Raw genomic sequence first — 25,840 nt, 5'->3', positions numbered from 1 at the left:
TATTATTAATGTTTATAACTATGATACTGAATAATAATTTGAATTCTAAAAATTTTAATCGTTCTAAAAAATTGTATCAAATTAAGTTTTTCGAAGAAAAACTATCAAATGGACTGCATGTTATTTTACATCAAGATAAAACAAATCCTTTAGTTTCTGTTTCTGTTTTATATCATGTAGGAAGCAAAAATGAAATTCCTGGAAAATCAGGTTTTGCTCATTTTTTTGAACATCTTATGTTTGAAGGATCTAAAAATGTTAAAAAAGGAGAATATTTCAAGTATATTGCTTCTAATGGAGGAAAAAATAATGCTTATACAAACCATGATGAAACTTGTTATTATGAAATTCTACCATCAGATCGTCTTCCATTAGCTTTGTGGTTAGAATCGGAAAGAATGCTTCATGCTAAAGTGGATGAAGAAAGCATTAATATACAAAGAGAAGTGGTTAAAGAAGAAAAAAAAATGCGTGTAGAAAATCAACCATATGTAAAAGCTATTTCTGAAATTATTCCTTCTTTATTATTTAAAAAACATCCATACAAATATCCAATTATTGGATTATATCAAGATTTAGATAATGCTACAGAAGCAGATTACAGAGAATTTTACAAAACTTATTATGTTCCAAATAATGCGATTTTAGTTGTTTCAGGAGATTTTGATATGGATGAAGCTAGGAAACTGATTAAAAAATATTTTTCATCTATTCCTAAAGGAAAAAGGAATTTTAGAATGAAAAAAATAGAAGAAGAGCCAATGAAAAAAGAGATATTTTATACTTATATAGATAAGAATACAAAAGTTCCTGGAGTTTTTTTATCATATAGAGTTCCAAAACTTACAAGCAAGGATTCTTATGTATTAAAGATGATTGACCATGTATTTTCTTCTGGAGAAAGTTCTAGAATTATGAAAAATATTGTAAATACAAAACAATCAGCATCTTATGCTGGTTCATCTTTAGATACAATGGAAGATTATGGTATTTTTATGATATATGGATTGATCAATCCAGGAGTTTCATTAGATGAATTAACAAAAATAATAGATGATGAAATAGATCTTTTGAAAGAAAAAGGTGTAACAAAATATGAATTGGAAAAACAAAAAAACTATTTTGAAAAAAAATTTATTTCAGATAACTATTCTATGAGTGGAATTACCGCGAATTTATCTTATTATTCATTATATTACCATGATGCTGATTTAATTAATACGGATATAGAAAAATATAAAAATATTTCTCCAGAAGACATAAAAAAAGTTGCTAATAAATATTTAAATAAAAATAATAGAGTTCGTTTATATAATGTTCCGGATAACGATCATACAAATAATAAATAATTTTTTTTTCAAAACAATCTTTTTAGGAATAATTTTTTTTCATACAACAATTATGTTTGCTCATATATTTAATCGAAATTTACCCCCTAAATCTCTCAAAAGAAAAACTACTATAAATATTGAAAATCCTAATTTTTTTCAGATGAAAAACGGATTAAAGGTTCTTATTGTGGAGAATCATAAACTTCCTTTAGTTAGAATTGGATTAGAATTGAATTATAAACCTTTTTTGGAAAAAGACAAAGCTGGAATCAAAAAAATTTTTGGTCAAATGCTTCGTTCTGGAACAAAAAATTATACAAAAGAAGAATTAGATGATATAATTGATTATATGGGATGTAGTTTATATACTTCTTTTTCTGAAACATCCATTTTCACTATGAAAAAATATTTAGATAAATCTATATCTATAATGAGTGATATTTTGATGAATAGTAAATTTGATAACTCAAAAGAGTTGAATAAAATCATAAAACAAAGAATTATAGATATTAGTCTTTCAGAAAAAGATCCCAATTCTATTTTACAAATAGTACGAAATGTTTTATATTTTGGAAAAAATCATCCTTATGGAGAATATGAAACTCATGATACAATTAAAAATATAACTCTTCATGATTTAAAAAAATTATATGATAAATATTATATACCAAATATATCTTATCTTTCTTTTATTGGAGATATATCTCAAAAAGAAGCAGAAAAATTATGTAACCTTTATTTTTCCGAATGGAAAAGAAAATCGTATAAAGAAGATCCGGTTATTAAAGAGTATGTAATTCCATCTAAAATAGAAATAGATATAGTAGATATTCCTTCTTTAACTCAATCTACTATTTGTTTTGGAGGACCAATTTGTTTGAAAAAAAATGATCCTGAATATTTTTCTTCTATGTTAGCAAATGGAATTTTAGGAGGAGGGCCTCAAAGTCGTTTATTTTTGAATCTTAGAGAAAAAAAAGCTTATACATATGGAGCATATTCTATTTTAAGATCTGATAGAAATATTGGTTGTTTTTCAGTTTATACTCAAGTAAGAAATGAAGTAACAGAAAAAGCAATTAAGGATATTATAAAAGAAATTTTTGAAATAACGAAAAATAAAATTTCTTTAGAAGAATTAGATATTAAGAAAAAAGAAATTAGTGGCCAATTTATTCTTGATTTTGAAGATCCTAATAGAATCAATGATCTTTTTATATGTGAATTAAAAAATAATCTCCCAAGTGGATTTTATAAGAATTTTTTAAATAAACTAGAGTTAGTAACAATAGACGATATTTATCGATCATGTCAAAAATTTTTTTTTCAAAAAAATGGGAGAATCATAATTGTCGGAAAAGCTCATGATATACTACCTAATATAAAAAAATTAGGTTATCCTATCCGTTATTTTGATAGATTTGGATCTTTAATCAATAAAAAAAATGAATAATAAAAGTCCTTCTTTAGAAGATCGTATTATTTTTGTATTGAAAAGTATTTTTGATCCAGAAATTTCAGTAGATATTTATGAATTAGGGCTGATTTATGATGTTAAGATTTATGAAAAAGACAAAGTGAAAATAGTAATGACTTTAACAACACCTAATTGTCCAGTAGCAGATAGTTTACCATTAGAAGTTAAAAGAAAAGTCCAATCTATACAAGAAATAAAAGAAGTAGATGTAATTTTAACATTTGATCCGCCTTGGAGTAGGGAATTTATGAGTGATGAAGCGCGTTTAGAATTAGGATTGTTATAAATTTTTTGAATATGAGTATTTTCAGTTTATTATTTTATGTAATATTAGTTCTTTTGATATTATCTATTTTTTCTAGTTTTATTTTTACAATAAACCAGGAAACCGCTGCTATTCTTGAGAGAATGGGGAAATTTCATAGTATCCGTTATGCTGGTTTGAATTTTAAAATTCCTGTTATGGATAATATAGTGGGAAAACTTACATTAAAAATTCAACAATTGGATGTATTAGTAGATACAAAAACAAAAGATAATGTTTTTGTAAAAGTAAAAGTATCAGTTCAATTTAAGGTAATTAAAGATAAAGTATATGATGCATTTTATAAATTAGATAATTCTCATGCTCAAATTACTTCTTATATATTTGATGTTGTTAGAGCGGAAGTTCCAAAAATGCGTTTAGATGATGTTTTTGAAAGAAAAGATCATATAGCCCTTGCTGTTAAAGGAGAATTGCAAGGATCTATGTTAAACTATGGATATTCTATAATTAAAGCGTTAGTTACAGATCTTGATCCAGATGAACAAGTAAAACAAGCGATGAATCGTATTAATACAGCTGAAAGAGAAAAAGTTGCCGCTGAATATAAAGCAGAAGCTGATAGAATTAAAATTGTAGCTAAAGCAAAAGCAGAAGCTGAAAGTAAAAAATTACAAGGAAAAGGTACGGCTGATCAACGAAGAGAGATTGCTAGAGGAATTTTAGATTCTGTAGAAGTTTTAAATAATGTAGGAATTAATTCACAAGAAGCTTCTGCATTAATTGTTGTAACACAACATTATGATACTCTTCAATCTATGGGAGAAAGTGGAAATACTAATTTAATTTTATTGCCTAATTCACCGGGATCAGCTAATGAAATGTTAAATAATATGATTACTTCATTTAATATCTCTAGTCAAATTGGAGAAACTATTAAAAAAAAGAATAACAGTAAAAAAAAATAAATTTTAATTTCCATGGAAATCATAGGAATAGTCAAAAAATTATTTGATACTCAAAAATTTGATAGCGGATTTCAAAAAAGAGAAATAGTTCTTACTACTGAAGAACCATATTCTCAAAATATATTGATTGAATTTATTCAAGATAAAGTAGATTTATTAGAAAATATAAAATTAAAAGATAAAGTAAAAATATTTATTAATCTTCGAGGAAGAGAATGGAAGAATCCTGAAGGAATTATTAGATATTTTAATTCTGTTCAAGGATGGAAAATTGAATATTTTTCAACAGAAAAATCTTCAAATAAACTTTCTTCTACTCCATCTTCTCCTTTATCTCCTGATGATTTTGATGATTTACCTTTTTAAAAATTATATATTATTTAATTTTTATTAATTCTTGATAGATAAGATCTTTTTTTAAATTCCATTTTCTAGAGGGAGAATATTTTTTAGCATAAAAAATAATTTGAAGATGTAATTTTTTCCAATTTTCTTTTTTGAAAAAACGTTTTGCATCTTTTTCTGTTTGTTGAACATTTTTTCCGTTACTTAATTTCCAACGAATCATCATTCTATGAATATGGGTATCTACAGGAAATACGGGAATATTGGATACATAAGATAAGAAAACAGATGCCGTCTTATGTCCTATTCCAGGTAAACTTTTTAATTCCGAAATGTTTTTCGGAATTAGTTCATTATATTTTTTAATTAAAATAACAGATAAATCATAAATATTTTTAGATTTTTTTTTGTAAATTCCTATATTTTTTATAATATTTTCCATATTTTTAATGGAAAGACACACTGTATCTGTGGGTTTTTTTATTTTTTTAAATAAAATTTTTGTAATTTCGTTTACTTTTTTTTCTTGAGTTCTAGAACTTAATAAAATAGAAATCAATAAAGTATATTCGTTAGTATAATATAAAGTAGGAATTGGGTTGGGATATAAAAAATTCAATGTTTTTTCAATAATTTGAATTTTTTTTTTAAAATAGAATTCATTTTATTGATGAATAAATATTTCTACGTTGTCATTATTTATGTTCATTTTTAATAAAATTTTATCTCCTTTTTTTAATTTTTCATTTATTATATATTCCGATATAGGATTTTTTATAAATTTTTCTATTCCTCTTTTCAAAGGACGTGCTCCATATTCTTGATCAAACCCTATTTTTTGAATAAAATCTATTACTTCAGGAAATAATACTAATTCATAGCCTAGATTAGAAAGATGAAGAATTATTTTATTCAACTCAATATGAGTTATTTTTAATATATTTTCTTTTGTTAAAGAATTAAAAATAATAACATCATCTATTCTATTTAAGAATTCAGGAGAAAAAGTCCGTTTTAAAGCTTGTTCTAGTACATTTTTGATGTAATTATTTAATTTTCTTGCTTGAGTATGAAATCCTATTCCCTGTCCAAATTCTTTTAATTGTTTTGTACCTATATTTGAAGTAAAAATAATTACAGTATTTTTAAAATTTATTTTTCTTCCAATACTATCTGTAACACATCCATAATCTAACATTTGTAATAAAACATTAAATACTTCATGATGTGCTTTTTCTATTTCATCTAATAATATTACAGAATAAGGGTTACGACGTATAATTTCCGTTAATTGTCCTCCTTCTTCGTAACCTACATAACCTGGAGGAGCTCCTATTAATCTAGATACAGAAAATTTTTCCATATATTCACTCATATCTATACGAATTAATGATTCTTCTGAATCAAATAATTCTTTAGAAAAAATTTTTGCTAAAAAAGTTTTTCCTACTCCTGTTTGTCCTAAAAAAATAAAAGATCCTATAGGAGAATTAGGATCTTTTAATCCAGCTCTATTTCTTTGAACTGCTTTTACTATTTTTTCTATGGCTTCGTCCTGTCCTACTATTTTTTCTTTTAAAACATCTATCATTTTGCTCAATTTTTTCATTTCAGCTTGAGAAATTTTGTTTATTGGAACACCACTCATCATTGATACCACTTCTTCAACATTTTCTTCGGATACAATTTCTTTATTTTTTTTAGAAGACTCTTCCCACTCTTTTTGGGCTTTTATTAATTCTTTTTCTATGCGTTTTTCTGTATCACGTAAACGTGCTGCTTCTTCGTATTTTTGACTTTTAACAACTCTAGATTTTTCTTTTCGAATACTTTCAATTTCTTTTTCTAAAAGAACTATTTTTTGTGGAACTTTTATGTTTTTAATATGAACACGAGATCCAGCTTCATCTAAAGCATCAATCGCTTTATCTGGTAAAAAACGATCTACAATATATCGAACAGTAAGTTTTACACAAGCCTTTATTGCTTTTTCTGTATAAATAACATTGTGATGACTTTCATATTTTCCTTTTATTTTTCCTAAAATTTCTATAGTTTCTTTTTCAGAAGAAGGTTGAACTATGATTTTTTGGAATCTCCTTTCTAAGGCTCCATCTTTTTCTATATATTGTCTATATTCATTTAATGTTGTTGCTCCAATACATTGAATATAACCTCTTGCTAAAGCCGGTTTAAAAATATTAGAAGCATCTAAAGATCCAGTAGTTCCTCCTGCTCCAATCATAGTATGAATTTCATCTATGAAAAGAATTAGACCTTCATTTTTTTCTGATTCGTTTATAATGGCTTTTATTCTTTCTTCAAATTGACCTCTATATTTAGTTCCAGCAACTAAACTTGCCAAATCTAAAACAACTATTCTTTTATTGTATAAAACTCTTGAAACTTTTTTTTGTACAATACGTAATGCTAATCCTTCAGCAATAGCAGATTTTCCTACTCCAGGTTCTCCTATAAGAAGAGGGTTATTTTTTTTTCTTCTACTCAATATTTGAGAAACACGTTCAACTTCTTTATCTCTTCCTACAACGGGATCTAATTTTCCTTCCATAGCTATGGAATTTAAGTCTCTTCCAAAATTATCCAAAACAGGAGTTTTACTTTTTATCCCTCCATAGTAACCAGAACCTGTTCCGCCAGATCCGTAAGAATAGGAAGAACTTTCATTTTCAATATCTTCATCGGAATAACTAGAAGAGAAAAAAATTTTTTTTATACTGTTTGATGAATAATGATAAATCATAAATTAAAATCATTAAAATATTTTATAAATCAAAAAAAATAAAATCTCTATTCCATTTTTATAAATTATAATAATTTGAATAAAAAATAAATTTTATACAAGAAAAAAATTATATACAAGAATTTTTTTTTTCTTGTATTTTATAACAAGATATTTTTAAATTTAACCGTTCTATTAATGTTTCTATTAATTTATTTTTCTGATATAAAAGATTATATTTTTTTATTGTACTTGAATTTTTTTTTATAATTTCAAATTCTAAATGTGGATAATTGAATTTTTTTTTAAAATATTTAAAAAAATATGTTTGAATTAAAAAAAAACTGCGATTTCCTAATTTAGATGGAATAACGAAAAATATTTTATTTTTTTTAATTTGAAATTGGATTTCATTTTTCAAAAAATATAAATAAACAGGGTTTATTTTACCAGAATAATTCTGTAAATATTCTATCCAATTTTTTTGTAAAAATTTAATTTTTTCATTTTTTTTATCTTCTTTTATTAAAAAAGAATCCTCATTTTTTTTATCTTCTTTTATTAAAAAAGAATCCTCATTTTTTTTATTATCAAATAGATATGCTAACTGCATTAAATAAATTTCGATTGTTAATCTATAATTTTGACTTAATTTTTCATATTCTTTTTTCAATTTAAGACAAATGGTCAAAGCATTCATTAAAAAAAAATTAGAAATTTTTTTTGATTGAACAATGTAAGAAAATATTATTTCTTTTTTAAATTTCAAAATCGAAATTGTTTCATAATTTTTAGATAAAAATAAATTTCTAAAATGTTTGATTAGTCCTAAAATTAATTCGTAAGAATTAACTTTTTTTTGTAAAATTTTATCCAATAAAATGAATATTTTATGTATTTTTTTATCTAAAAGATAATCTACTATTATAAAATAATATTTAAGGTCAATAATTCCTAATTTTTGAATTAGGAATTCTTTAGATATTTTTTTATTTTTATATAAAATCAATCTATCAAATAAATAAAGTGCTTCACTAATAGATCCTTTTACATGTTTTGATAAAATCAATAAGGCTTCATTTTCTATTTCTATATTTTCTTTTTCAGAAATCATTCTTAAATGTAAAAAAATTTTTTTTGTAGGAATTTTTTTAAATTCAAAAACTTGACAACGTGATAAAATAAATTTTGGAATTTTTTTTTCTTCTCTACTACAAAAAATAAATAAAACATGTGAATGTCCTTCTTCTATAAATTCTAGAAATACATTGAAAAAACATTGAGAAAACATATGTACATTATTGATTATAAATATATTATATTTTCCTAATTTGGGATAGAAACGAAATTGACTAATAATTTTATAAATATATTCTAATGAATTATTAAAATATCCATTGATTTCAAATTTATTCAAAGAATAATATTTTTCATCTGAAAAGGAATTTAATTTATTGGATAAAATTTGTGCACATATATTCTTTCCTACGCCTTTTGGACCAAAAAAGAATAAAAATTGAGATAAACGATTTTCCTGTATTGCTTTTTTTAAAATTAAAATTACATCTTCTTGTCCTACTACTTCACTCCATTTTAAAGGTTTGTATTTTTCAGATAATACAGAAAAAACTTTATTCATATAAAAATAAATTTTATTTCAAATACAAAATTTTTTGAATTTTATCAGCTGCTTCTTTTAAAGTATCAGTAGAATAGATAGGTAATAAACTTTTTTTAATCAAATCTTTTGCAATTTTATCATTTGTTCCTTGCAAACGAACAACAATAGGAATTTTTTTTAAATCTTTATGAAGATTGGAAAAAGAATTTATAATTCCTTTTGCTACTGTATCACAACGTACGATTCCTCCGAATATATTGATTAATATTGTTTTCACATATTTATCCTTTAATATTAGATAAAAAGCTTTTTCTACACGTTCTACATCTGCAGAACCTCCTATATCTAAAAAATTAGCAGGAACCCCTCCACAAAATTTAATCATATCCATAGTAGCCATTGCTAATCCAGCGCCATTTACCATACATCCTACATTTCCTTCTAATTTTAAAAAATTTAATTTCGTTTTATATGCTTCTTTTTCAATTTTATTAACATCATTATCTTTACAACAGATCGTGTTATATTTTTTATGACGAAATAAAGCGTTATCATCTAAAATCACTTTTATGTCAACTGGTATAATTTTTTTATCAAACGTTCTTATCAAAGGATTGATTTCTAATAATAAAATATCAGAAGAGACATATGCTTTATATAGTGAAAATAAAAAAAAACTAAAATTTTTTAAAGATTCATTATCATAAATTCCTAAATTAAAACCAATTTTTTTTGTTTGAAATAATTGAAGTCCTAATATAGGGTCTATAATTTCTGTATACATTGAATTTTTTTTTGAAATATTTTCTACATTAACCCCTCCTTCTTTAGAATAAAGAATTATATTTTTTTCTATATCACGATTTAATAGTATGGATAAATAATACTCTATAGGAGAACTAAGTTCAGAAAAATAAATATCTTCAGATAACAAAACTTTTCGAACTAATTTTCCTTTTTTAGAAGTTTGAGGTGTTATTAAAAATTTTCCTAAAATATTTTTAGATTTTTCATAAACTTCTTCCAAATTTTTTGCTATTTGAATACCTCCAGCTTTTCCTCTTCCTCCAGCATGGATTTGAGCTTTAATAACTAAAGAATTTTTTTTAGTTTTTTTAAAAATAATTTTAGCAATTTTTACAGCTTCTTCAGGAGATGAAGCAATCTCTCCATAAGGAACTTTAATGGAAAAAGAATTTAATATTTCTCTACCTTGGTATTCATGTAAATTCATTGAATTAAATTTAATTAAAACTAAATTTAAACTAAAATTAGTTTAATTTCTTACAAAGAAGATTTTTCTAAAATTACAAAAAAATGATTCAGGCTAAAAATATTTATAAATTTTTTGGAGGAAAAAAAATTTTAAATGGAGTAAACATTATGGTAAAAAAAGGAAGTATAGCATGTATTTTAGGGGAATCTGGAGCAGGAAAAAGTACTTTATTACATATTTTAGGAACTTTAGAAAAACCGACTATAAATCAAAAAAAAACTATTATAAAAATAAATAAAAAAGAAATATTATCTCTTACTGAAAAAGAGCTTTCTATTTTGAGAAATCAAAAAATAGGTTTTATATTTCAAACTCCTAAACTTCTTCCTGAATTTACTGTGTTAGAAAATATCTGTTTACCAGGTTTTATTAAAAATGTTAATAAAAAAGAAGTAAAGAAAAAAGCTATAAACTTATTAAAAGAATTAAATTTATATAAATATGAAAATTCAAAAATAGAAGAACTATCTGGAGGTCAGAAACAGAGGGTTTCTATAGCGAGAGCTTTGATTAATGATCCAAAAATTATTTTTGCGGATGAACCTTCTGGAAATCTAGATGAAAAAAATGCAGAAAAATTGCATAATTTTTTTTATTTTTTGAATATTAAATTCAAACAAACTTTTTTAATCGTTACTCATAATTTGCAATTAGCAAATATGGCTAACGAAAAACTAAAAATAGAAAACGGAAAATTGTACAAAATTGATAAATAAATCAAAATATCTTATGTATTTATTCAAAAAAAAACTTTCTATTAAACATATTATAAGAAAACCTGTATATGGGAATGAAAATACTCTTTTTTTGATGATCCACGGATATGGTAGTAATGAAAAAGACCTTTTTTCTTTTCAAAAAGATATTCCAGAGGATTTTTTTATAATTAGTATTCAAGGTTTCTATTCTATTGGAACAAATAAATATTCTTGGTATGATATAGATTTCGATAATAAAAATAAATTCATTAATATAATACAAGCTAAAGAAACTATTGAAAAAATATCATATTTCATACATGAATCTATAGAAGAATATAAACTTAGAAAAAATCCAGTATGGATATGTGGATTTAGTCAAGGAGCTATTTTAAGTTATGCAATCGCATTAAAAAATTCTGATAAAATAAAAAGAGTAATTTCTTTAAGTGGATATTTAGAAAATAATATTTTTCCAAAAAATATAAATTATTATTCAGATTTAGAATTTTTTATATCTCATGGAAAATATGATTCCATAATTCCTATAAATTGGACAAAAAAAGGATTAAAATTTTTGAAAGAAAAACAAATACTTTTTTTTTATAAAGAATATGATTCTGGACATACTTTAAATCATTTAAATTATAAAGATCTTATTAAATGGATTAAAGAAAAACATTTCTAATAAAATAAATTAATTAAAATTTAGATTATGAGTAAATATTCAAAAATAGGATTATTTCTATTTATTTTTATAGGATCTGTTTTTTCATTTTTTCAAAAAAATTATTTATATGGATATATTTTACTTTTGTTAAGTATAATTCCTATTTTTTTTATTTTTAGAAATGAATTTTTATTATTAGCCTTTTTTAAAATACAAAAAAAGGATATGAAAGGAGTAAAAAAATATTTAAGATATATTAAAAAACCTAAACTACAGTTAACCAAAAACCAAATAGCTTATTATTATTTTTTAAATGGAATTTTATATTCAGAAAGTAATATTTTTCAATCAGAAAGTTATATGCATAAAGCCCTAGATTTAGGACTAAAATTTAAACCAAATATAGCTATAGCCAAATTAAATTTAGCTATAGCCTCTTTGTCAAGAGGAAACAAAAAAAAATCTGAATTTTTACTATCAGAAGCAAAAAAAATGGATGTTTCTGGTTTATTACATGATCAAATTCATATCATAAAAAACCAAATAAAAAAAATAAATATAGGAAATATAAATAGACCTAATCCTTATGTTAGAAAAAAATTATAATTCTAAGCTATTAGAAATATTTTCTTCATTTCCTCCCATTAAAAATTTTATAGGATTTTCTATAGATTCTTTCACAGATACTAGAAATCCTACAGATTCTCTTCCATCAATTATTCTATGATCATAAGACAAAGCTAAATACATAATAGGACGTATTTCAATAGATCCATTAATTACTATAGGTCTTTCCATAATTTTATGCATTCCTAATATGGCACTTTGTGGTGGATTTATAATCGGAGTAGATAACATAGAACCAAAAACACCTCCATTGGTAATAGTAAAAGTTCCTCCTTTCATCTCATCTATAGAAATTTTTCCATTATGAACTCGTGTTGATAATTTATATATTTCTTGTTCTATTTTCCGAAATGATAAATGTTCTGCATTTCTAATTACGGGGACCATTAATCCTTTAGGTCCAGATATAGCAATACTAATGTCATAATATTCAAAATTAATTTTGTCTTTTCCACTAATCATAGAATTGATATCTGGATAAAGTTTTAAACCTCTAATACAAGACATAGTAAAAAAAGACATGAACCCTAAATTTACCCCATGTTTTTTTTTAAAACGATCTTTATATTTTTTTCTAATAAGAAAAATTTCTAACATATCTACTTCATTAAATGTTGTGAGAGAAGCAGTTTGATTTTTTACATAAATTAACCTCTCGGAAAGTTTCCTTCTTAAAGAAGAAAGAGGAGTTTTTATTTTTGATCTTTTATTTGTTATTTCATTACAAATAGAATTATTCGAAGTAAAAGAAGATTTATTTTTTTTTAAATAAAAAATGCAATCTTTTTTTGTTATTCTTCCATGTTTTCCACTACCTTGAATAGATTCTATAGAAATATTTTTTTCCTTCAAAATTTTTTTTGATGCTGGAGAAGGAATTTTAATATTTTTATTCTCAGAAAAAATTTTTTCAACATTGTCTTTTTTTTCTTGCGAAGTTTTTTCTTTACTTTTTTTTATATTCTTTACGGAAGAATTAATAATACATAAAACATCTCCAACTTTTACTCTTTTTCCTTTTTCTACCATAAAAGTTATTATTCCATTTTCTTCTGAAGAAACTTCTAAAGTTGCTTTATCTGAATCTATTTCTGCTATCGCTTGACCTTTATGAACATAATCTCCGTTTTTTACGAGCCATGTAGATACTTCTACCTCTGTAATGGATTCTCCTGGAGAAGGGACTTTTATTTGTATTATCATAATTTAAATTTCAAAAAAAAGCTTTTTTTAATATTTTATTTTGGATTTTTAAAAAATCTATATAAGATCCTGTAGACGGACTAGAATTTTCAGATGGGGCTATTAAATTGAATGAAATCATATTTCCTAATTTTCTTAAAATAAAACTCCATAACCCCATGTTTTCTGGTTCTTCTTGTACCCAAAAAATTTCTTTTTTATTTTTATATTTTTCTAAAAGTTCCTTAATTTTTTCTATTTTTAATGGATAAATTTGTTCTATACGAATTAATGCGGTTTTTTCATCTTGAATAAATTCTTTTCTACTAAGCAATTCATAATAAATTTTTCCAGAACAAAAAATTAATTTCGTAATTTTTTTGAAATCTTTTACATAAGGATCATCCAATATTTCCTGGAAAGGACCTATAGAAAGATCTTTTATTGTAGATAAACATTTTGTATTTCTAAGCAAACTTTTAGGAGTGAAGACAATCATAGGCTTTCTATATTTTAATTTCATTTGCCTTCTTATAAGATGATAAAAATTAGCTGGAGTTGTACAATTTACTACAAATAAGTTATTATTAGCGCAAAGTTGTAAATAACGTTCAATACGTGCAGAAGAGTGTTCTGGTCCTTGTCCTTCATATCCATGAGGTAATAACAATACAATTCCATTTCTAATTTTCCATTTATTTTCACCAGAAGAAATATATTGATCTATTATGATTTGTCCCCCATTTACAAAATCTCCAAATTGAGCTTCCCATAAAGTTAAAACATGAGGAGAATACATGGCATATCCATAATCAAAGCCTAAAACTCCATATTCTGAAAGAGGGGAATTAAAAATTTGTATTTTTCCTTGTTTTTTAGAAATTTGATTAAGAAGAATAATTTCTTCTTCTTCTTCTGTTTTAACAATAGCATGACGTTGAGAAAATGTCCCTCTTGCTACGTCTTCTCCTGATAAACGGATATGAGTTCCTTCATATAAAAGAGTTCCATAAGCTATTAGTTCTGCCATACTCCAATCTACAATTTTCTTCTTAATCATTTCTAATCTTTTTTTAAAAATAAACTCCGTTTTCCTAAAAAAATTCTTTTTTTTAGGAAGAGAGAAAATTTTATTAGATATTTTTATAATTTTTTCTACGGAAAATTGTGTATCTACTTTTCTAAAAATTTCTTCATTTTTATATACTATAGGAAAATTTTTCCATTCCTCTTCTAAAAAAGAATTCAATGTATTCCATTTAATATTATTTGTTTCAATATATTTTAAATTAAGAATTTTTTCATATTCTTTTTCCATATTTCTTACATCATCATCATTAATAATTTTTTCTTTTTCTAATTTCTCTCTGTATAATTTGTAGGAATTAGAATGTTGAGAGATAGCTTTATATAAAGAAGGCTGAGTAAATCTAGGTTCGTCTCCTTCATTATGTCCATATTTTCTATATCCCAATAAATCTATAAAAATATCTTCATGGTAACGCATTCTAAAATCTACCGCAAAATAGATAGCTCGAATAACAGATTCGACATCATCTGCATTAACATGTAATACAGGAGACATTGTTATTTTTGCTATATCAGTACAATATATACTAGAACGACCTTCAGTATAATTTGTAGTAAATCCTATTTGATTATTCATTACAATATGAATGGTTCCTCCAGTTTTATATCCTTTTAATTGAGATAATTGAAGTACTTCATATACAATTCCTTGTCCGGATAATGCTGCATCTCCATGAATTAATATGGGAAGAATTTTTTCAGAATTACTATTTTGATTATATAAAATATCTATTTTAGCACGTGTAATTCCTTCTACGATAGCATCTACAGATTCTAAATGAGAAGGATTAGGTACTAAATTAATTTTAATATATTTATTTTTACGGGTTTTTCTATTTTTTGAAAATCCTAAATGATATTTTACATCACCAGAAAAAGTTTTTTCTTTATATTCTTTTCCTTGAAATTCGCTAAATATATAAGAATAATCTTTTCTAAAAAAATTAGAAAGTATATTTAAACGGCCTCTATGTGACATTCCAATTATAAAATCATCAGTAACATATTTATCGGATGCATATTCGATCATTTCTTCCAAAGCAGGTAACGTGGATTCATTTCCTTCTATAGAAAATCTTTTTTGACCTACAAATTTGGTATGAAGAAATTTTTCAAATGTGATTGCTTCATTTAATTTTTTCAAAAAAAACTTTTTTTCTTCTGGAAGAAATTGTATTTTTTTTTGAAAAAACCATTCTTCAATCCATTGAATTTTTTCAGGGTTAGGAATATATATGTATTCTATTCCTATGGATCCACAATAAATATTTTTTAAATGATTAATTATATTTCTTAATGAGGTTTTTCCTATTCCTATTAATTTTCCAACTTCAAAATATGTATCTAATTCCTTTTCAGATAATCCAAAATTTTTTAAATCTAAAGAAGGAAAATGCTTTCTTCTTTTTCGTATAGGATTCGTATTTGTAAAAAAATGGCCTCTTTTTCTATAATCGTAAATTAAATTAAATACTAAAAATTCTTTTTGTATGATATTATCATTATCCTCTAGTTTTAGAATATTTTTATAGTTTTTTGTTCCAAAATCGAATCCATAAAAAAAAGCACTCCAACTCGACTCTATTGAACTAGGATTTTTTTTGTATTGATTATATAGAAATTCTATATCTTTAAAGTGAATAGCATTTAGAAAAGAAAATCTATCATTCATAGATTATTTTTACTTCAAATTTAAACATTAAAAGTTTATTTTTTTTTAAAAAAAAATTAAAAATGAGATATATATGTATATCTGAGACTATTTTTTCATTTTTTACAAATTTTATAATCATAAAATATTTTATGAAAATCACGTAATTTTACGATTATTTTTTTCAAAATTTTATTATTTTTTTTCTTATTCTTAATTAAATTAAAATCAATTTTACATATACATAGTCTATTATTTTAACAGGATATCTTTATATAGTTTTTTAATATTTATTTTCATATTTTTTTGTTTTAATTTTTAAAATTTGAAAAATTTTTTATAGAAGAACCTGAATATTTCACTATATTTTTTATAAAGATTGATATTGATTACGAATAGATTTTAAATGTTGAATTGCATTTTTGTAAGTTATAGCTTTAATTCTACGTACTCCATGTGAGATAGAAGATTCTGACAATATTTCAAAAACTTGAATTTCTTTAGTATTTTTAACATGTGTTCCAATACATAATTCGGAAGATTTTCCAAAATTTACAATTCGTATTTCTTGTTTTTTTTTGTATTTTTTTTCAAAATTTTCACTAAAAAAAGCGTTAGAAGCATTTTTTTTAGCCTCATATAAAGAATGAAATATTTCTATTTTTAATATAAGATCAGAAAAAATTAATTCTTGAACAAAATCTTCGATTTTATGCAATTCTTGAGTTTTTATTTTTTGATAATGAGAAAAGTCGAATCTTAGATAATCATCTCCTACGTAAGAACCTTTTTGTTGAATATGATTTCCTAGAATTTGTTTTAGAGCAAAATTTAATAAATGAGTTGAAGTGTGATTTTTTTCTATCTTTTTTCTTCTATTTTGATCTACTATAGCTTTGAAATAAGAAAAAACATTTGAAGGTAATCTTTGAACACAATGTATAATAATAGAATTTTCTATTTTAGTATCAAAAATATCAATTTTATCAATTTCATTTTTTATAATCCCCGTATCTCCTAACTGACCACCTCTTTCAGGATAAAAGGGAGTTTTGGAAAATACTAGTTCATAATAATGAATGTTTTTGAGTTTATTTTCTACTTTTCTATATTTCAATATTAAAATATTACATTCTATCAATTCATATCCTACGAAATTTTGATTTTGATGAAAATTGTTATGCACTTTTATCCAATCTTTTTTTAAAATTGAATTTCTTTCTTTTTTGGATCTATCTTTTTGTTCCGATAATTTTTTTTGAAATGATTTTTCATCAATGAATAAGTTGTTTTTTTCAACTATTATTTTAGATAGATCCATAGGAAATCCATAAGTATCATATAATTGGAAAATTTTTTCTCCATGAATGATTTTTTCATTTTTTTCTTTATGTTCAGTAATTATATGTTGAATTTTTTTACTTCCTTTTTCAACAATACTGAAAAATGATAATTCTTCTTCTTTAATGATATTTTTAATATAATTTTTTTTATTTTCTAACTCCGAAAAAGAACTTTTCATTTCTCTTACTAAAGTATCTACTATTTTATAAATAAAAGGTTCTTTTTTTTGTAAAAAACGGATACATAAAATTACAGCTCTTCTAAGTATTTTTCTTATCACATAACCAGCCTCATTATTAGATGGTAATTGTCCATCTAAAATAGAAAAAACAATAGCTCTTAGATGATCTGCTATAATTTTTATAGATACATTTTGATCAAAATTTTTTTTATTATAAATATTTCCTAATTTTTCTTCTATATCTTGAATAATAGGATAAAAAATATCAGTTTCATAACTAGAATTTTTTCCTTGTAAAATCATACATAATCTTTCTAGTCCCATTCCTGTATCTACATGTTTTTTAGGAAGTTTTTCTAACGTTCCATCTGATTTACGTATAAATTCTATAAAAACAAGATTCCAAATTTCTATTACTTGAGGATGTTTTTTATTAATAAGGTATTTTCCAGATAATACTTTTTTTTCTTTTTCATTCCTTAAATCTATATGAATCTCTGAACAAGGACCACAAGGCCCTTCTATTCCCATTTCCCAAAAATTTTCTTTTTTTCCAAAAAAAAGAATATGACTTTCATCAAGAAAAGTCTTCCAATATTTAAATGCTTCCTTGTCCATGGACAATTCATCTTTTTTATCTCCAATAAAAATAGAAACATAAATATTTTGATTAGGAATATGATATATTTTAGTTAATAATTCCCAAGCCCATTCTATGGTTTCTTTTCTGGAGTAATCTCCAAAAGACCAATTTCCTAACATTTCGAACATGGTGTGATGATAATCATCATATCCTACATTTTCTAAATCATTGTGTTTTCCAGTTATTCTAAGACATTTTTGAACATTGGCTATTCTTGTATATTCAGGCTTTACATGTCCTAAAAAATAATCCTTGAAAGGATTCATTCCGGCATTAACAAAGAAAAGAGTGGAATCATCTTTAGAAAAAATAGGAAAAGAAGGAAGGATCTTATGTTTCTTTTTTTGAAAAAAATTAAGAAAAGTATCTTTTATAAATTTATATTTCATTTATTTTGAAATTTATGATTTATCTTTTTTATTATATTTTGGAGACTGTTCGATAGCATCCATAATTTTTTCCATGATAGAATCTGTTGTATCTTTTTTTAAATCTATCTGAATAGGTTCTTTAAATTTCATTTTTTGTAAAACTCCTTTTTTTTTAATACGTATTCCTTTTTTATCATAAGCTTTTTTAAATCCATCTATTACAATAGGAACAACAATAGGACTATATTTTTTTATAACATAAACAATTCCTCTTCGTCCAGGAGCAAAAGCTTGAGTTGTTCCTTGTGGAAAAGTAATCAACCAACCATCATTAAGCGCAATTCCCATGCGAGTAATATCAGATAGTATATTTATAGAACGATTGATTTTTTCATTATCTTCCTTCCAAATTCTTTTTACAGTAATTCCTCCTGAATAAATAAATAATTTAGTTAAAAAACCTTTATTCATCGTATTTTTTTCTGCTACATAATATAAATTAACTTTAGGATTTAAAAGATAAATAGGATTTTTAATACTATTTACAAAACCATTTTTTACACTACAAAATACATGAAACATAGCAAATACATCTGCAAAATAAGTTTGATGATTAGATACAAAAAGAACTTTTTTATCAGGTAAATCTCTTATATATTCAGTTCCTTCTAAATGTAATTGATTAAATCCATTATAACGATTATAAGAAATACAACCAAAAGTAAAAATTAAAAAACGTTTTATAAAATGAAAATTTCCAAAAGCATCTCTAAATAAAGTGCTTTTTTTTTTAAAGTTTTTTTTAAAAAAAAACGAATAAAAACTCACTGTTTATTGATGTATTTTATTTTATGAAATTTGAATGAATGATAAGATAAAATAGTGATAATAAATAAAACTAACAAGCTATAATACACCCAATTAGGAATAGAAATGGGCTCTCCTTTTGCATAAGAATGTAGTCCAGATAAATAATAATTTACTCCAAAATAAGTCATTAAAATACAACTTATAGATAAAATACTGAATAAATTAAAAATAAATATGTTTTTTTTAAAATACGGAATTAATCGTATATGTAATACAAAAGCATAAATCATTATGCTAATCAAAGCCCAAGTTTCTTTAGGATCCCAACTCCAATAACGTCCCCAACTATTATTAGCCCATACAGAACCTAAAAAAGTTCCTATAGTTAATAAAAAAAGCCCTATCGTCAAACACATTTCATTAATAATAGTTAGTTTTTCAATGTGAAAATGAATGATTTCACTATGTTTATGAAAACATGCTTTTAATATAAAAAAAATCAAGACTAAAAAACCTAAAAATGATCCTGTTAAAAAAAAACCATAACTTGATGTAATTGTTGCTACATGTATAATCAACCAATGAGATTTTAATACAGGTACTAAATTTGTTATTTCTGGATCCATAACATTTCCATGATGTGCAATCATCAGTAAAATGGAAGAAATTAAAGTTGTGATTCCTGAAACAAATTGATTTTTATAAAATAAAAAATTGATTCCGATCAAACACCAACTAATGAAAATAGCAGATTCATATCCATTAGTCCATGGAGCGTGCCCAGAGATATACCATCTTGTGACTAATCCAAAAAAATTTAGGATAAATAAAATAAATAAAATAAAAATAAATGTTTTAGATATGTATGTATATTTTTTTTTAAAAAAAATATTTAAGAAAGAATGGAAAATAAGAATGATCCCAAAGAAAAAATATATAAAAGATAGTACATAAAATATATTTAATTTATTATAAAGGATTTCTACAGATATTTTATTTTCTGAAGGTAAAATAGACTTTGCGTGCTTAATTTGGTATAATCGTATTTTTTGGATTTCTTTATCTGCAAGATTCCAATTTTTTTCATTTTGAGAAAATAATAAAGATTTAAGATAATTACTAAACATGGATAACCCTAAGGGATTTAATTTATTTGAATTGGAAATCCAACTTGACCAAGTTTGATTGATATCATGAGGAATAGGAAAAATACGAATATATTTTCCTTGAAAAATTTCATGTATTATTCCTATACGTTCACTAAGATTCAATACTGCTTTATCATATTCATCTCTTTGAAAAGGATTTTTAGAAAAAGCTCGTTCATAATCTTCTTGAAGAAGAAATTTTAGTTTTGAAGTTTTTGGGTCTATGATATATAGGTCCATAAGAGAAACATAATATTGTAGATTTGCTTTTATTTTATTTAAGAATTTATGTCCGCCTTTTTTATCAACTTTAATAAAAGGAATTTTTGCCCAAAAAATATTATCTTGATGTATTGATATAAACCATTGATTTGCATCTAAGTTTCCTATGGAATCTTTTTTATGTACTTTTCTAAGTAATTCAATAGCAATTGTGTTAATAGGTTTAATTCTTCCTTTTTGATCTTGTACTAATAACCGGCCAAAGTTATCTCCATGTTTTTTAGAAATATGAATTGCATCAAAAATATTTTCTAAAGGAATATTTTTGAATTCTTGTTTTTTTTGAGAAAAAACAGAATTCTGTATATTCCCTAGAAAATAAAATACAATGAACAATAATAATGAAAAATTTTTATGAGATAAATATTTTAGTTTTTTTCTGAGATAATTAAATCTAGTTCCTTTCCAAAATAAAGTTAAAAACATACCTATACTCATAAAAATATAACCAATATAGGAAAAATAAGTACCTAAATAATCGTTATTAACAGAAAAATGAGTCCCTTTTCCATCTGGATCGTATCCAGATTGAAAAAATCGAAATCCTTTATAATTCAAAACATGATTCATATAAATGAAATAGTTTTTTTTAATATTTTTATCTATTAATGTAACATAACTTGTAAAAGTAGATGGAAACTCAGAACCTGGATAGTTTTCCAATCTGAATTTTTTTAATTTTATGAAAAAAGGAAGATTAAAAAAAATTGAGCCATATCCAATGGATATTTTATAATCCTTAAAAAATAAAGGAGAACTCATGTTTGTTGCATTTTTTCCTCCTAAAAATGTAACTAATTTGGATTGATTTTGAAATGATATTATTGCCGTAATAGCACTTAATTTATTATTTTCTTCATAATCACATGATTTTACATATTTTAATTTTCCTTTAATGACCCCTTCAGGGATAACCCATTGTATAGTTTTATAATTTTTATGGATTTTAATTTGATATAAATGATTAAATTTTAATATATGATCAATTTTTTTTGAAAAAAAACTAACCTTTCTATTTATCATATTGATGCTTCTACCTGAAAAAGATGATTTTATATAAATCTTATGATTTTTTTCCAAAATTACAATTCCAAAAGGAATTCTTTTATTAAAAGAAAATAAAACTCCATTTATATTTATAATTTCTCCATTTTTAATAAAATGTTCTGTTCTTTCTTTTTGATTTGTTGAAACTATTTTTATAATTTTTTCTTCTGGATTTTTTTTTGATAAAAAAATCTTTGCACATGGTATATAATCTATAACTTTAACTTTAAAAGGTTTTTTTTTAAAAAAAAATACTCCTTTATATTTATTATGATGAAAATAAGAGAAAATATAAGGATCATGATAATATCTAATGTTAGATCCTTGATTTACTTTTAATTTTATATAACTTTTGTTAGAAAGTATTTTTCCATTTATTTCTCCTTCTCTTATAGACATTGTACCTTCAAAATTAAAATATCTAGAAAAAAGACCTCCAATAAAAATGAATATAAATGAAAAATGAAAGATGAATAGAGGGATTTTATTGTAATTCCATAATTTATATTTCCATATATTTCCTATTAGATTTATTATGATAAGTAATAAAAGAATTTCAAACCAAGTAGATTCGTAAATAAATATTTTTGCTACATCTGTAGTATATTTTTTTTCTATAAAAGTAGCTATAGCCATAGATAAAGCGAATGATAAGAATAAGAAAGAAGTAACTTTTGTGGAAAAAAGTATTTTTTTTATTTTTTGCATCTACCCGTATTTTTTAATATAGAATTTTACTTTATTATATAGGTTTTTTTATTTATTCATGTATAATTAATTGATCATAAGCTAAATGTACATTTTTAGGTAATTGTGTTTCAATTTTTTCATGGAATCCAAATGTATGGCTGATGTGCGTTAAATAAGTTTTTTTAGGACGAATTTTTTGAATAACATTCAAAGTTTCAGAAAGTAAGAAAGGAAAAGAATTTTTTACTACTTTTCTAAGTATATTTAATACTAATATGTTAATTCCTTTTAATTTTTCTATTGTTTGAATAGGAATACTACTAGCATCTGTGATATACGCAAAATTTTCTATACGAAATCCTAAAATAGGAAGATCTCCATGCCATATGAATAAAGGAATAATTTTAGAATTTTCTACAAAAAAAAATTTGTTATAATTATCTAATTCATGGACAGAAATTTTTGAAGTATTTGGTTTTTTGTTTTTCGAAAAAAGATGAAAAAATCTTTTTTTTAAATTTTCTATTGCTCTATGTAATCCATAAATAGGAATAGTTAATTGATTCATATTATTGATAGGTCTTATATCGTCTAATCCTCCTATATGATCTTGATGTTCATGTGTTATGAAAATAGCATCCAATTTTTCGTAATTATTTCTTATCATTTGATAACGAAAATCTGGTCCACAATCAATTAAAAAAAATTTTTGATTTTTTTCAATGAGAATAGAACTTCTTAATCTTTTATCTTTATAATTTTTCGATAAACATACCGGATGTTTAGATCCAATAACAGGAATTCCCTGAGATGTTCCAGTTCCTAAAAAAGTGATTTTCATATATTTTTATATATATTTTTTTGTATTTCATTTATAATATTTTCTTTTTTTTTTAAAAATTCTTTTACAGAATCTCTTCCTTGACCTAATTTAAGATCTCCATAACTAAACCAAGAAGAATTTTTTTTAAGGATTCCTAAATCTATTCCTATATCTAAAATTTCTCCAATTTTTGAAATACCTTCTCCGTACATAATATCAAATTCAGCAGTTCTAAAAGGAGGAGATAATTTATTTTTCACTACTTTTACTTTTGTTCTATTTCCTAATATTTTTTCTCCATTTTTAATTTGAACCCCTTTTCGGATATCTAATCGTATTGAAGAATAAAATTTTAAAGCATTTCCCCCTGTTGTGACTTCTGGATTTCCATAAACTCCTATTTTTTCTCTTAGTTGATTAATAAATATCAATATACTTTTAGATTTTCCTATACTAGAAGTTAGCTTTCTCAAAGCTTGAGACATTAATCTTGCTTGTAATCCGATTTTAGAATCACCCATTTCTCCTTCTATTTCACTTTTAGGTGTTAAAGCTGCTACAGAATCAACTACTATCATATCAATAACATCAGATCTAATTAATTTATCCACAATTTCTAGTGCTTGTTCTCCATTATCTGGTTGAGATATAATTAATTCTTTTATATTTACTCCTATTTTTTTAGCATAAATACGATCAAAAGCGTGTTCTGCGTCAATAAAACTAGCAAATCCTCCTAATTTTTGAGATTGATTTATAGCATGTAAAGCTAAAGTAGTTTTTCCAGAAGATTCCGGACCAAATATTTCAATAATACGACCTTTTGGAAATCCTTTTATTCCTAAAGCAATATCTAAACTTAAAGAACCAGAAGAAATAACTTCTAAATTTTTTATATGAGAATCTCCCATTTGCATTACAGTTCCCTTTCCATATATTTTATCCATTTTTTCCAATACAAGTTGTAAAGATTTTCTTTTTCGTTCAATTTTTTCGTTCATAGTTTTGAAATAAATTTTTCATTTAAGAAATTAATTTAATTCATAATACATATAAATATGTTTTTTATTATTTGGATATAAATATTATGAAAACAATTAATTTTTATGGATTTTTTTTCAAGAGAAATCTTTTCTTATTATTAAGAAATAAGATTTTATTTATTGGTAATCTTAATTTATTTCCTGAAGGAATAAGATCTACAAGATATTTTGGATTAAGAAAAATTAAATCTCGATAAAAAATATTTAAATTACAAGCATAAAATTTCAATGAAATTTTATGCTTAATAGGAATTAACATTGTTTCTTTGTATTTATATTTAAAATAAGAATAATGTTTATAAATATTATGTTCTTTATAATAATTCATTACATAATTTATGGCAATAAATTTTGGAATGTAATTTTGAGTTTCTTTTGGAAAAAATTCCCATAATTCCCAAAATTTATTTCTATTTTTAGAACTATAACGTTGTAGTATTTTATCGACTGTTTTAGGTCCCGCATTGTAAGCAGCTAAGACGAGTTCCCAGTTTCCTATTTTTTTATATAAAAATTTTAAATATCGACAAGCTGCTTCTGTAGATTTAATAGGGTCATTTCTTTCATCATAAATATGATTAATATCAAGATTATATATTTTTCCAGTTTCTGGCATAAATTGCCAAATCCCTTTTGCTCCTGCTTTAGAAGTTACAACAGGATTTAAACTAGATTCTACAATAGCTAAATATTTTAATTCTTTTGGAAGATGATGTTTTTCAAGTTTTTCTTCAAACATAGGAAAATAAAAATCTGATAATGAAATAATTTTTTCTATATATTTACTCATACGAAGATAACTTTCTACAGACGCATGTACAATACTATTATATTTTAGTATTTTAATTTGAGATCTCTGATTTAGAAAATTTAATCTTCGTTTCAATTCTTCCATATTAATATTAATAATAACAGTATTAGTATTAACGTTATTTTTTTTTTTATGAGAAATTTTTTTTCCAGATAAAGTTTTTTTTTTCCATCCTGACATTTTATTCCATAATTTTTCTGTATATATAAAATCTAATTTTGGATTATTATTAGTGTTTTTATGAAAGTTAATTGTATTTTTTTGTTTTAAAAATGGTTCTGATATTGTTTGAATAAACAAACTTTTTAAGATGAATACAAAAAACATAATATTTCTTATTTTTTTCGTTTCCATTATTTATTTGATGAGTTTGATTAGTTTCTAAAAATTTTTTAGAAAAGAAATAGAAAAAAAAAGAATAGATTTAATCAAAAAAAATGAATGTAAATCTCTTATTCTTTTTCTTTTTTAACTATTGAATCTGAATTTTTTTCTTCTTTTTCTTCTTCAGAAGCTTTTTTAAATTCTTTCAATCCGGTCCCCAATCCCCTCATTAATTCAGGAATTTTTTTACCTCCAAATAGTAAAAGTGCAAGAATGACAATAACCACGATTTCTGTGGTTCCAAAAGTACCAAGTGGTATAGAAAAAATAGAAACAAAATCCATGTACATGGAATTTTATTTCAAATATAAAAAAAATTA

21 protein-coding genes are annotated in these 25,840 nt (G+C 23.7%); 8 read left to right on the top strand and 13 right to left on the bottom strand.

Annotated elements, in window-relative coordinates:
• Positions 1-20 precede the first annotated feature (20 nt).
• The 5 genes from STAT_RS00280 to STAT_RS00260 are packed head-to-tail and all read left to right on the top strand — an operon-like array spanning position 21 to position 4,407.
• On the top strand, positions 21-1,349 hold the full coding sequence (locus STAT_RS00280) for a M16 family metallopeptidase (protein WP_244273567.1): 1,329 nt from the start codon (positions 21-23) through the stop codon (positions 1,347-1,349).
• Between the two features lie 52 nt (positions 1,350-1,401).
• A complete protein-coding gene (locus STAT_RS00275; RefSeq protein ID WP_244273566.1) occupies positions 1,402-2,784 on the top strand; it encodes a M16 family metallopeptidase in 1,383 nt (460 codons plus the stop codon).
• Positions 2,777-3,094, top strand: a complete 318-nt coding sequence (locus STAT_RS00270; RefSeq protein ID WP_119305296.1) for an iron-sulfur cluster assembly protein — start codon at positions 2,777-2,779, stop codon at positions 3,092-3,094. The genes STAT_RS00275 and STAT_RS00270 overlap by 8 nt, the downstream gene beginning before the upstream one ends.
• 11 nt (positions 3,095-3,105) lie before the next feature.
• Positions 3,106-4,041 carry an SPFH domain-containing protein gene (locus STAT_RS00265; RefSeq protein WP_119305295.1) on the top strand — a complete coding sequence of 312 codons (936 nt, stop codon included), beginning with the start codon at positions 3,106-3,108 and terminating at the stop codon, positions 4,039-4,041.
• Between the two features lie 12 nt (positions 4,042-4,053).
• Entirely contained in the window at positions 4,054-4,407 is a 354-nt protein-coding gene (locus tag STAT_RS00260; RefSeq protein WP_119305294.1) for a DUF3127 domain-containing protein, read from the top strand.
• 10 nt (positions 4,408-4,417) lie between these two features.
• Here STAT_RS00260 and STAT_RS00255 read toward each other — a convergent pair whose 3' ends face one another.
• From STAT_RS00255 to sucC, 4 genes are all read right to left on the bottom strand, one after another.
• Positions 4,418-5,005: an endonuclease III domain-containing protein gene (locus STAT_RS00255; protein WP_119305293.1), complete on the bottom strand. Its 588-nt coding sequence runs from the start codon at positions 5,003-5,005 to the stop codon at positions 4,418-4,420.
• A 45-nt stretch (positions 5,006-5,050) separates the two neighbouring features.
• Positions 5,051-7,150, bottom strand: a complete 2,100-nt coding sequence (locus tag STAT_RS00250) for an ATP-dependent Clp protease ATP-binding subunit (RefSeq protein WP_119305292.1) — start codon at positions 7,148-7,150, stop codon at positions 5,051-5,053.
• A 109-nt stretch (positions 7,151-7,259) separates the two neighbouring features.
• Complete coding sequence (locus tag STAT_RS00245; RefSeq protein WP_119305291.1) at positions 7,260-8,768, bottom strand: DNA polymerase III delta subunit-related protein; 1,509 nt, start codon at positions 8,766-8,768, stop codon at positions 7,260-7,262.
• 13 nt (positions 8,769-8,781) lie between these two features.
• On the bottom strand, positions 8,782-9,984 hold the full coding sequence (sucC, locus tag STAT_RS00240; protein WP_119305290.1) for an ADP-forming succinate--CoA ligase subunit beta: 1,203 nt from the start codon (positions 9,982-9,984) through the stop codon (positions 8,782-8,784).
• An 83-nt stretch (positions 9,985-10,067) separates the two neighbouring features.
• Between sucC and STAT_RS00235 the strand changes: the two genes are divergently transcribed.
• From STAT_RS00235 to STAT_RS00225, 3 genes are read left to right on the top strand one after another with little or no spacing between them, the layout of a single operon-like run.
• Entirely contained in the window at positions 10,068-10,742 is a 675-nt protein-coding gene (locus STAT_RS00235; protein ID WP_119305289.1) for an ABC transporter ATP-binding protein, read from the top strand.
• Positions 10,743-10,755: 13 nt separating this feature from the next.
• On the top strand, positions 10,756-11,412 hold the full coding sequence (locus tag STAT_RS00230; RefSeq protein WP_119305810.1) for an alpha/beta hydrolase: 657 nt from the start codon (positions 10,756-10,758) through the stop codon (positions 11,410-11,412).
• Positions 11,413-11,439: 27 nt separating this feature from the next.
• Positions 11,440-12,000: a tetratricopeptide repeat protein gene (locus tag STAT_RS00225; RefSeq protein WP_119305288.1), complete on the top strand. Its 561-nt coding sequence runs from the start codon at positions 11,440-11,442 to the stop codon at positions 11,998-12,000.
• Here STAT_RS00225 and odhB read toward each other — a convergent pair.
• The 9 genes from odhB to STAT_RS00180 all read right to left on the bottom strand — a co-directional run bounded on the left by odhB (position 11,995) and on the right by STAT_RS00180 (position 25,810).
• Positions 11,995-13,224: a 2-oxoglutarate dehydrogenase complex dihydrolipoyllysine-residue succinyltransferase gene (odhB, locus tag STAT_RS00220; RefSeq protein WP_172548531.1), complete on the bottom strand. Its 1,230-nt coding sequence runs from the start codon at positions 13,222-13,224 to the stop codon at positions 11,995-11,997. The two genes, STAT_RS00225 and odhB, sit on opposite strands and share 6 nt — an antisense overlap.
• A 10-nt stretch (positions 13,225-13,234) precedes the next feature.
• Entirely contained in the window at positions 13,235-15,964 is a 2,730-nt protein-coding gene (locus tag STAT_RS00215; RefSeq protein ID WP_119305286.1) for a 2-oxoglutarate dehydrogenase E1 component, read from the bottom strand.
• A 349-nt stretch (positions 15,965-16,313) separates the two neighbouring features.
• Positions 16,314-18,500, bottom strand: a complete 2,187-nt coding sequence (gene alaS, locus STAT_RS00210) for an alanine--tRNA ligase (protein ID WP_119305285.1) — start codon at positions 18,498-18,500, stop codon at positions 16,314-16,316.
• Positions 18,501-18,512: 12 nt separating this feature from the next.
• Complete coding sequence (locus STAT_RS00205) at positions 18,513-19,310, bottom strand: lysophospholipid acyltransferase family protein (RefSeq protein ID WP_119305284.1); 798 nt, start codon at positions 19,308-19,310, stop codon at positions 18,513-18,515.
• The gene (locus tag STAT_RS00200) at positions 19,307-22,477 is read right to left on the bottom strand and encodes a cytochrome c biogenesis protein (RefSeq protein ID WP_119305283.1); all 3,171 of its coding nucleotides are present in this window, start codon (positions 22,475-22,477) and stop codon (positions 19,307-19,309) included. The genes STAT_RS00205 and STAT_RS00200 overlap by 4 nt, the downstream gene beginning before the upstream one ends.
• 52 nt (positions 22,478-22,529) lie before the next feature.
• Entirely contained in the window at positions 22,530-23,300 is a 771-nt protein-coding gene (locus STAT_RS00195) for an MBL fold metallo-hydrolase (protein ID WP_119305282.1), read from the bottom strand.
• Positions 23,297-24,283 (bottom strand): recombinase RecA, encoded by a 987-nt coding sequence (gene recA, locus STAT_RS00190; RefSeq protein WP_119305281.1) that lies wholly within the window; start codon positions 24,281-24,283, stop codon positions 23,297-23,299. The genes STAT_RS00195 and recA overlap by 4 nt, the downstream gene beginning before the upstream one ends.
• Positions 24,284-24,386: 103 nt before the next feature.
• Complete coding sequence (locus STAT_RS00185; RefSeq protein ID WP_119305280.1) at positions 24,387-25,490, bottom strand: lytic transglycosylase domain-containing protein; 1,104 nt, start codon at positions 25,488-25,490, stop codon at positions 24,387-24,389.
• Between the two features lie 98 nt (positions 25,491-25,588).
• On the bottom strand, positions 25,589-25,810 hold the full coding sequence (locus tag STAT_RS00180) for a Sec-independent protein translocase subunit TatA/TatB (RefSeq protein ID WP_394798178.1): 222 nt from the start codon (positions 25,808-25,810) through the stop codon (positions 25,589-25,591).
• Between the last annotated feature and the right edge of the window lie 30 nt (positions 25,811-25,840).

It is taken from the genome of Blattabacterium cuenoti STAT, assembly GCF_003573915.1.
In the GTDB taxonomy this organism is placed as follows: Bacteria; Bacteroidota; Bacteroidia; order Flavobacteriales; family Blattabacteriaceae; genus Blattabacterium; species Blattabacterium cuenoti_A.
Note: the sequence above shows the minus strand (reverse complement) of the source record. Positions and strands in the feature narration are given on the sequence as shown.

What these genes read in the sequence shown, in the direction of transcription:
- STAT_RS00280 (WP_244273567.1), top strand. Translation starts at nt 21, where the DNA reads ATGATACTGAATAATAATTTGAATTCTAAAAATTTTAATCGTTCTAAA.
- STAT_RS00275 (WP_244273566.1), top strand. Translation starts at nt 1,402, where the DNA reads ATGTTTGCTCATATATTTAATCGAAATTTACCCCCTAAATCTCTCAAA.
- STAT_RS00270 (WP_119305296.1), top strand. Translation starts at nt 2,777, where the DNA reads ATGAATAATAAAAGTCCTTCTTTAGAAGATCGTATTATTTTTGTATTG.
- STAT_RS00265 (WP_119305295.1), top strand. Translation starts at nt 3,106, where the DNA reads ATGAGTATTTTCAGTTTATTATTTTATGTAATATTAGTTCTTTTGATA.
- STAT_RS00260 (WP_119305294.1), top strand. Translation starts at nt 4,054, where the DNA reads ATGGAAATCATAGGAATAGTCAAAAAATTATTTGATACTCAAAAATTT.
- STAT_RS00250 (WP_119305292.1), bottom strand. Translation starts at nt 7,150, where the DNA reads ATGATTTATCATTATTCATCAAACAGTATAAAAAAAATTTTTTTCTCT.
- STAT_RS00245 (WP_119305291.1), bottom strand. Translation starts at nt 8,768, where the DNA reads ATGAATAAAGTTTTTTCTGTATTATCTGAAAAATACAAACCTTTAAAA.
- sucC (WP_119305290.1), bottom strand. Translation starts at nt 9,984, where the DNA reads ATGAATTTACATGAATACCAAGGTAGAGAAATATTAAATTCTTTTTCC.
- STAT_RS00235 (WP_119305289.1), top strand. Translation starts at nt 10,068, where the DNA reads ATGATTCAGGCTAAAAATATTTATAAATTTTTTGGAGGAAAAAAAATT.
- STAT_RS00230 (WP_119305810.1), top strand. Translation starts at nt 10,756, where the DNA reads ATGTATTTATTCAAAAAAAAACTTTCTATTAAACATATTATAAGAAAA.
- STAT_RS00225 (WP_119305288.1), top strand. Translation starts at nt 11,440, where the DNA reads ATGAGTAAATATTCAAAAATAGGATTATTTCTATTTATTTTTATAGGA.
- odhB (WP_172548531.1), bottom strand. Translation starts at nt 13,224, where the DNA reads ATGATAATACAAATAAAAGTCCCTTCTCCAGGAGAATCCATTACAGAG.
- STAT_RS00215 (WP_119305286.1), bottom strand. Translation starts at nt 15,964, where the DNA reads ATGAATGATAGATTTTCTTTTCTAAATGCTATTCACTTTAAAGATATA.
- alaS (WP_119305285.1), bottom strand. Translation starts at nt 18,500, where the DNA reads ATGAAATATAAATTTATAAAAGATACTTTTCTTAATTTTTTTCAAAAA.
- STAT_RS00200 (WP_119305283.1), bottom strand. Translation starts at nt 22,477, where the DNA reads ATGCAAAAAATAAAAAAAATACTTTTTTCCACAAAAGTTACTTCTTTC.
- STAT_RS00195 (WP_119305282.1), bottom strand. Translation starts at nt 23,300, where the DNA reads ATGAAAATCACTTTTTTAGGAACTGGAACATCTCAGGGAATTCCTGTT.
- recA (WP_119305281.1), bottom strand. Translation starts at nt 24,283, where the DNA reads ATGAACGAAAAAATTGAACGAAAAAGAAAATCTTTACAACTTGTATTG.
- STAT_RS00185 (WP_119305280.1), bottom strand. Translation starts at nt 25,490, where the DNA reads ATGGAAACGAAAAAAATAAGAAATATTATGTTTTTTGTATTCATCTTA.
- STAT_RS00180 (WP_394798178.1), bottom strand. Translation starts at nt 25,810, where the DNA reads ATGTACATGGATTTTGTTTCTATTTTTTCTATACCACTTGGTACTTTT.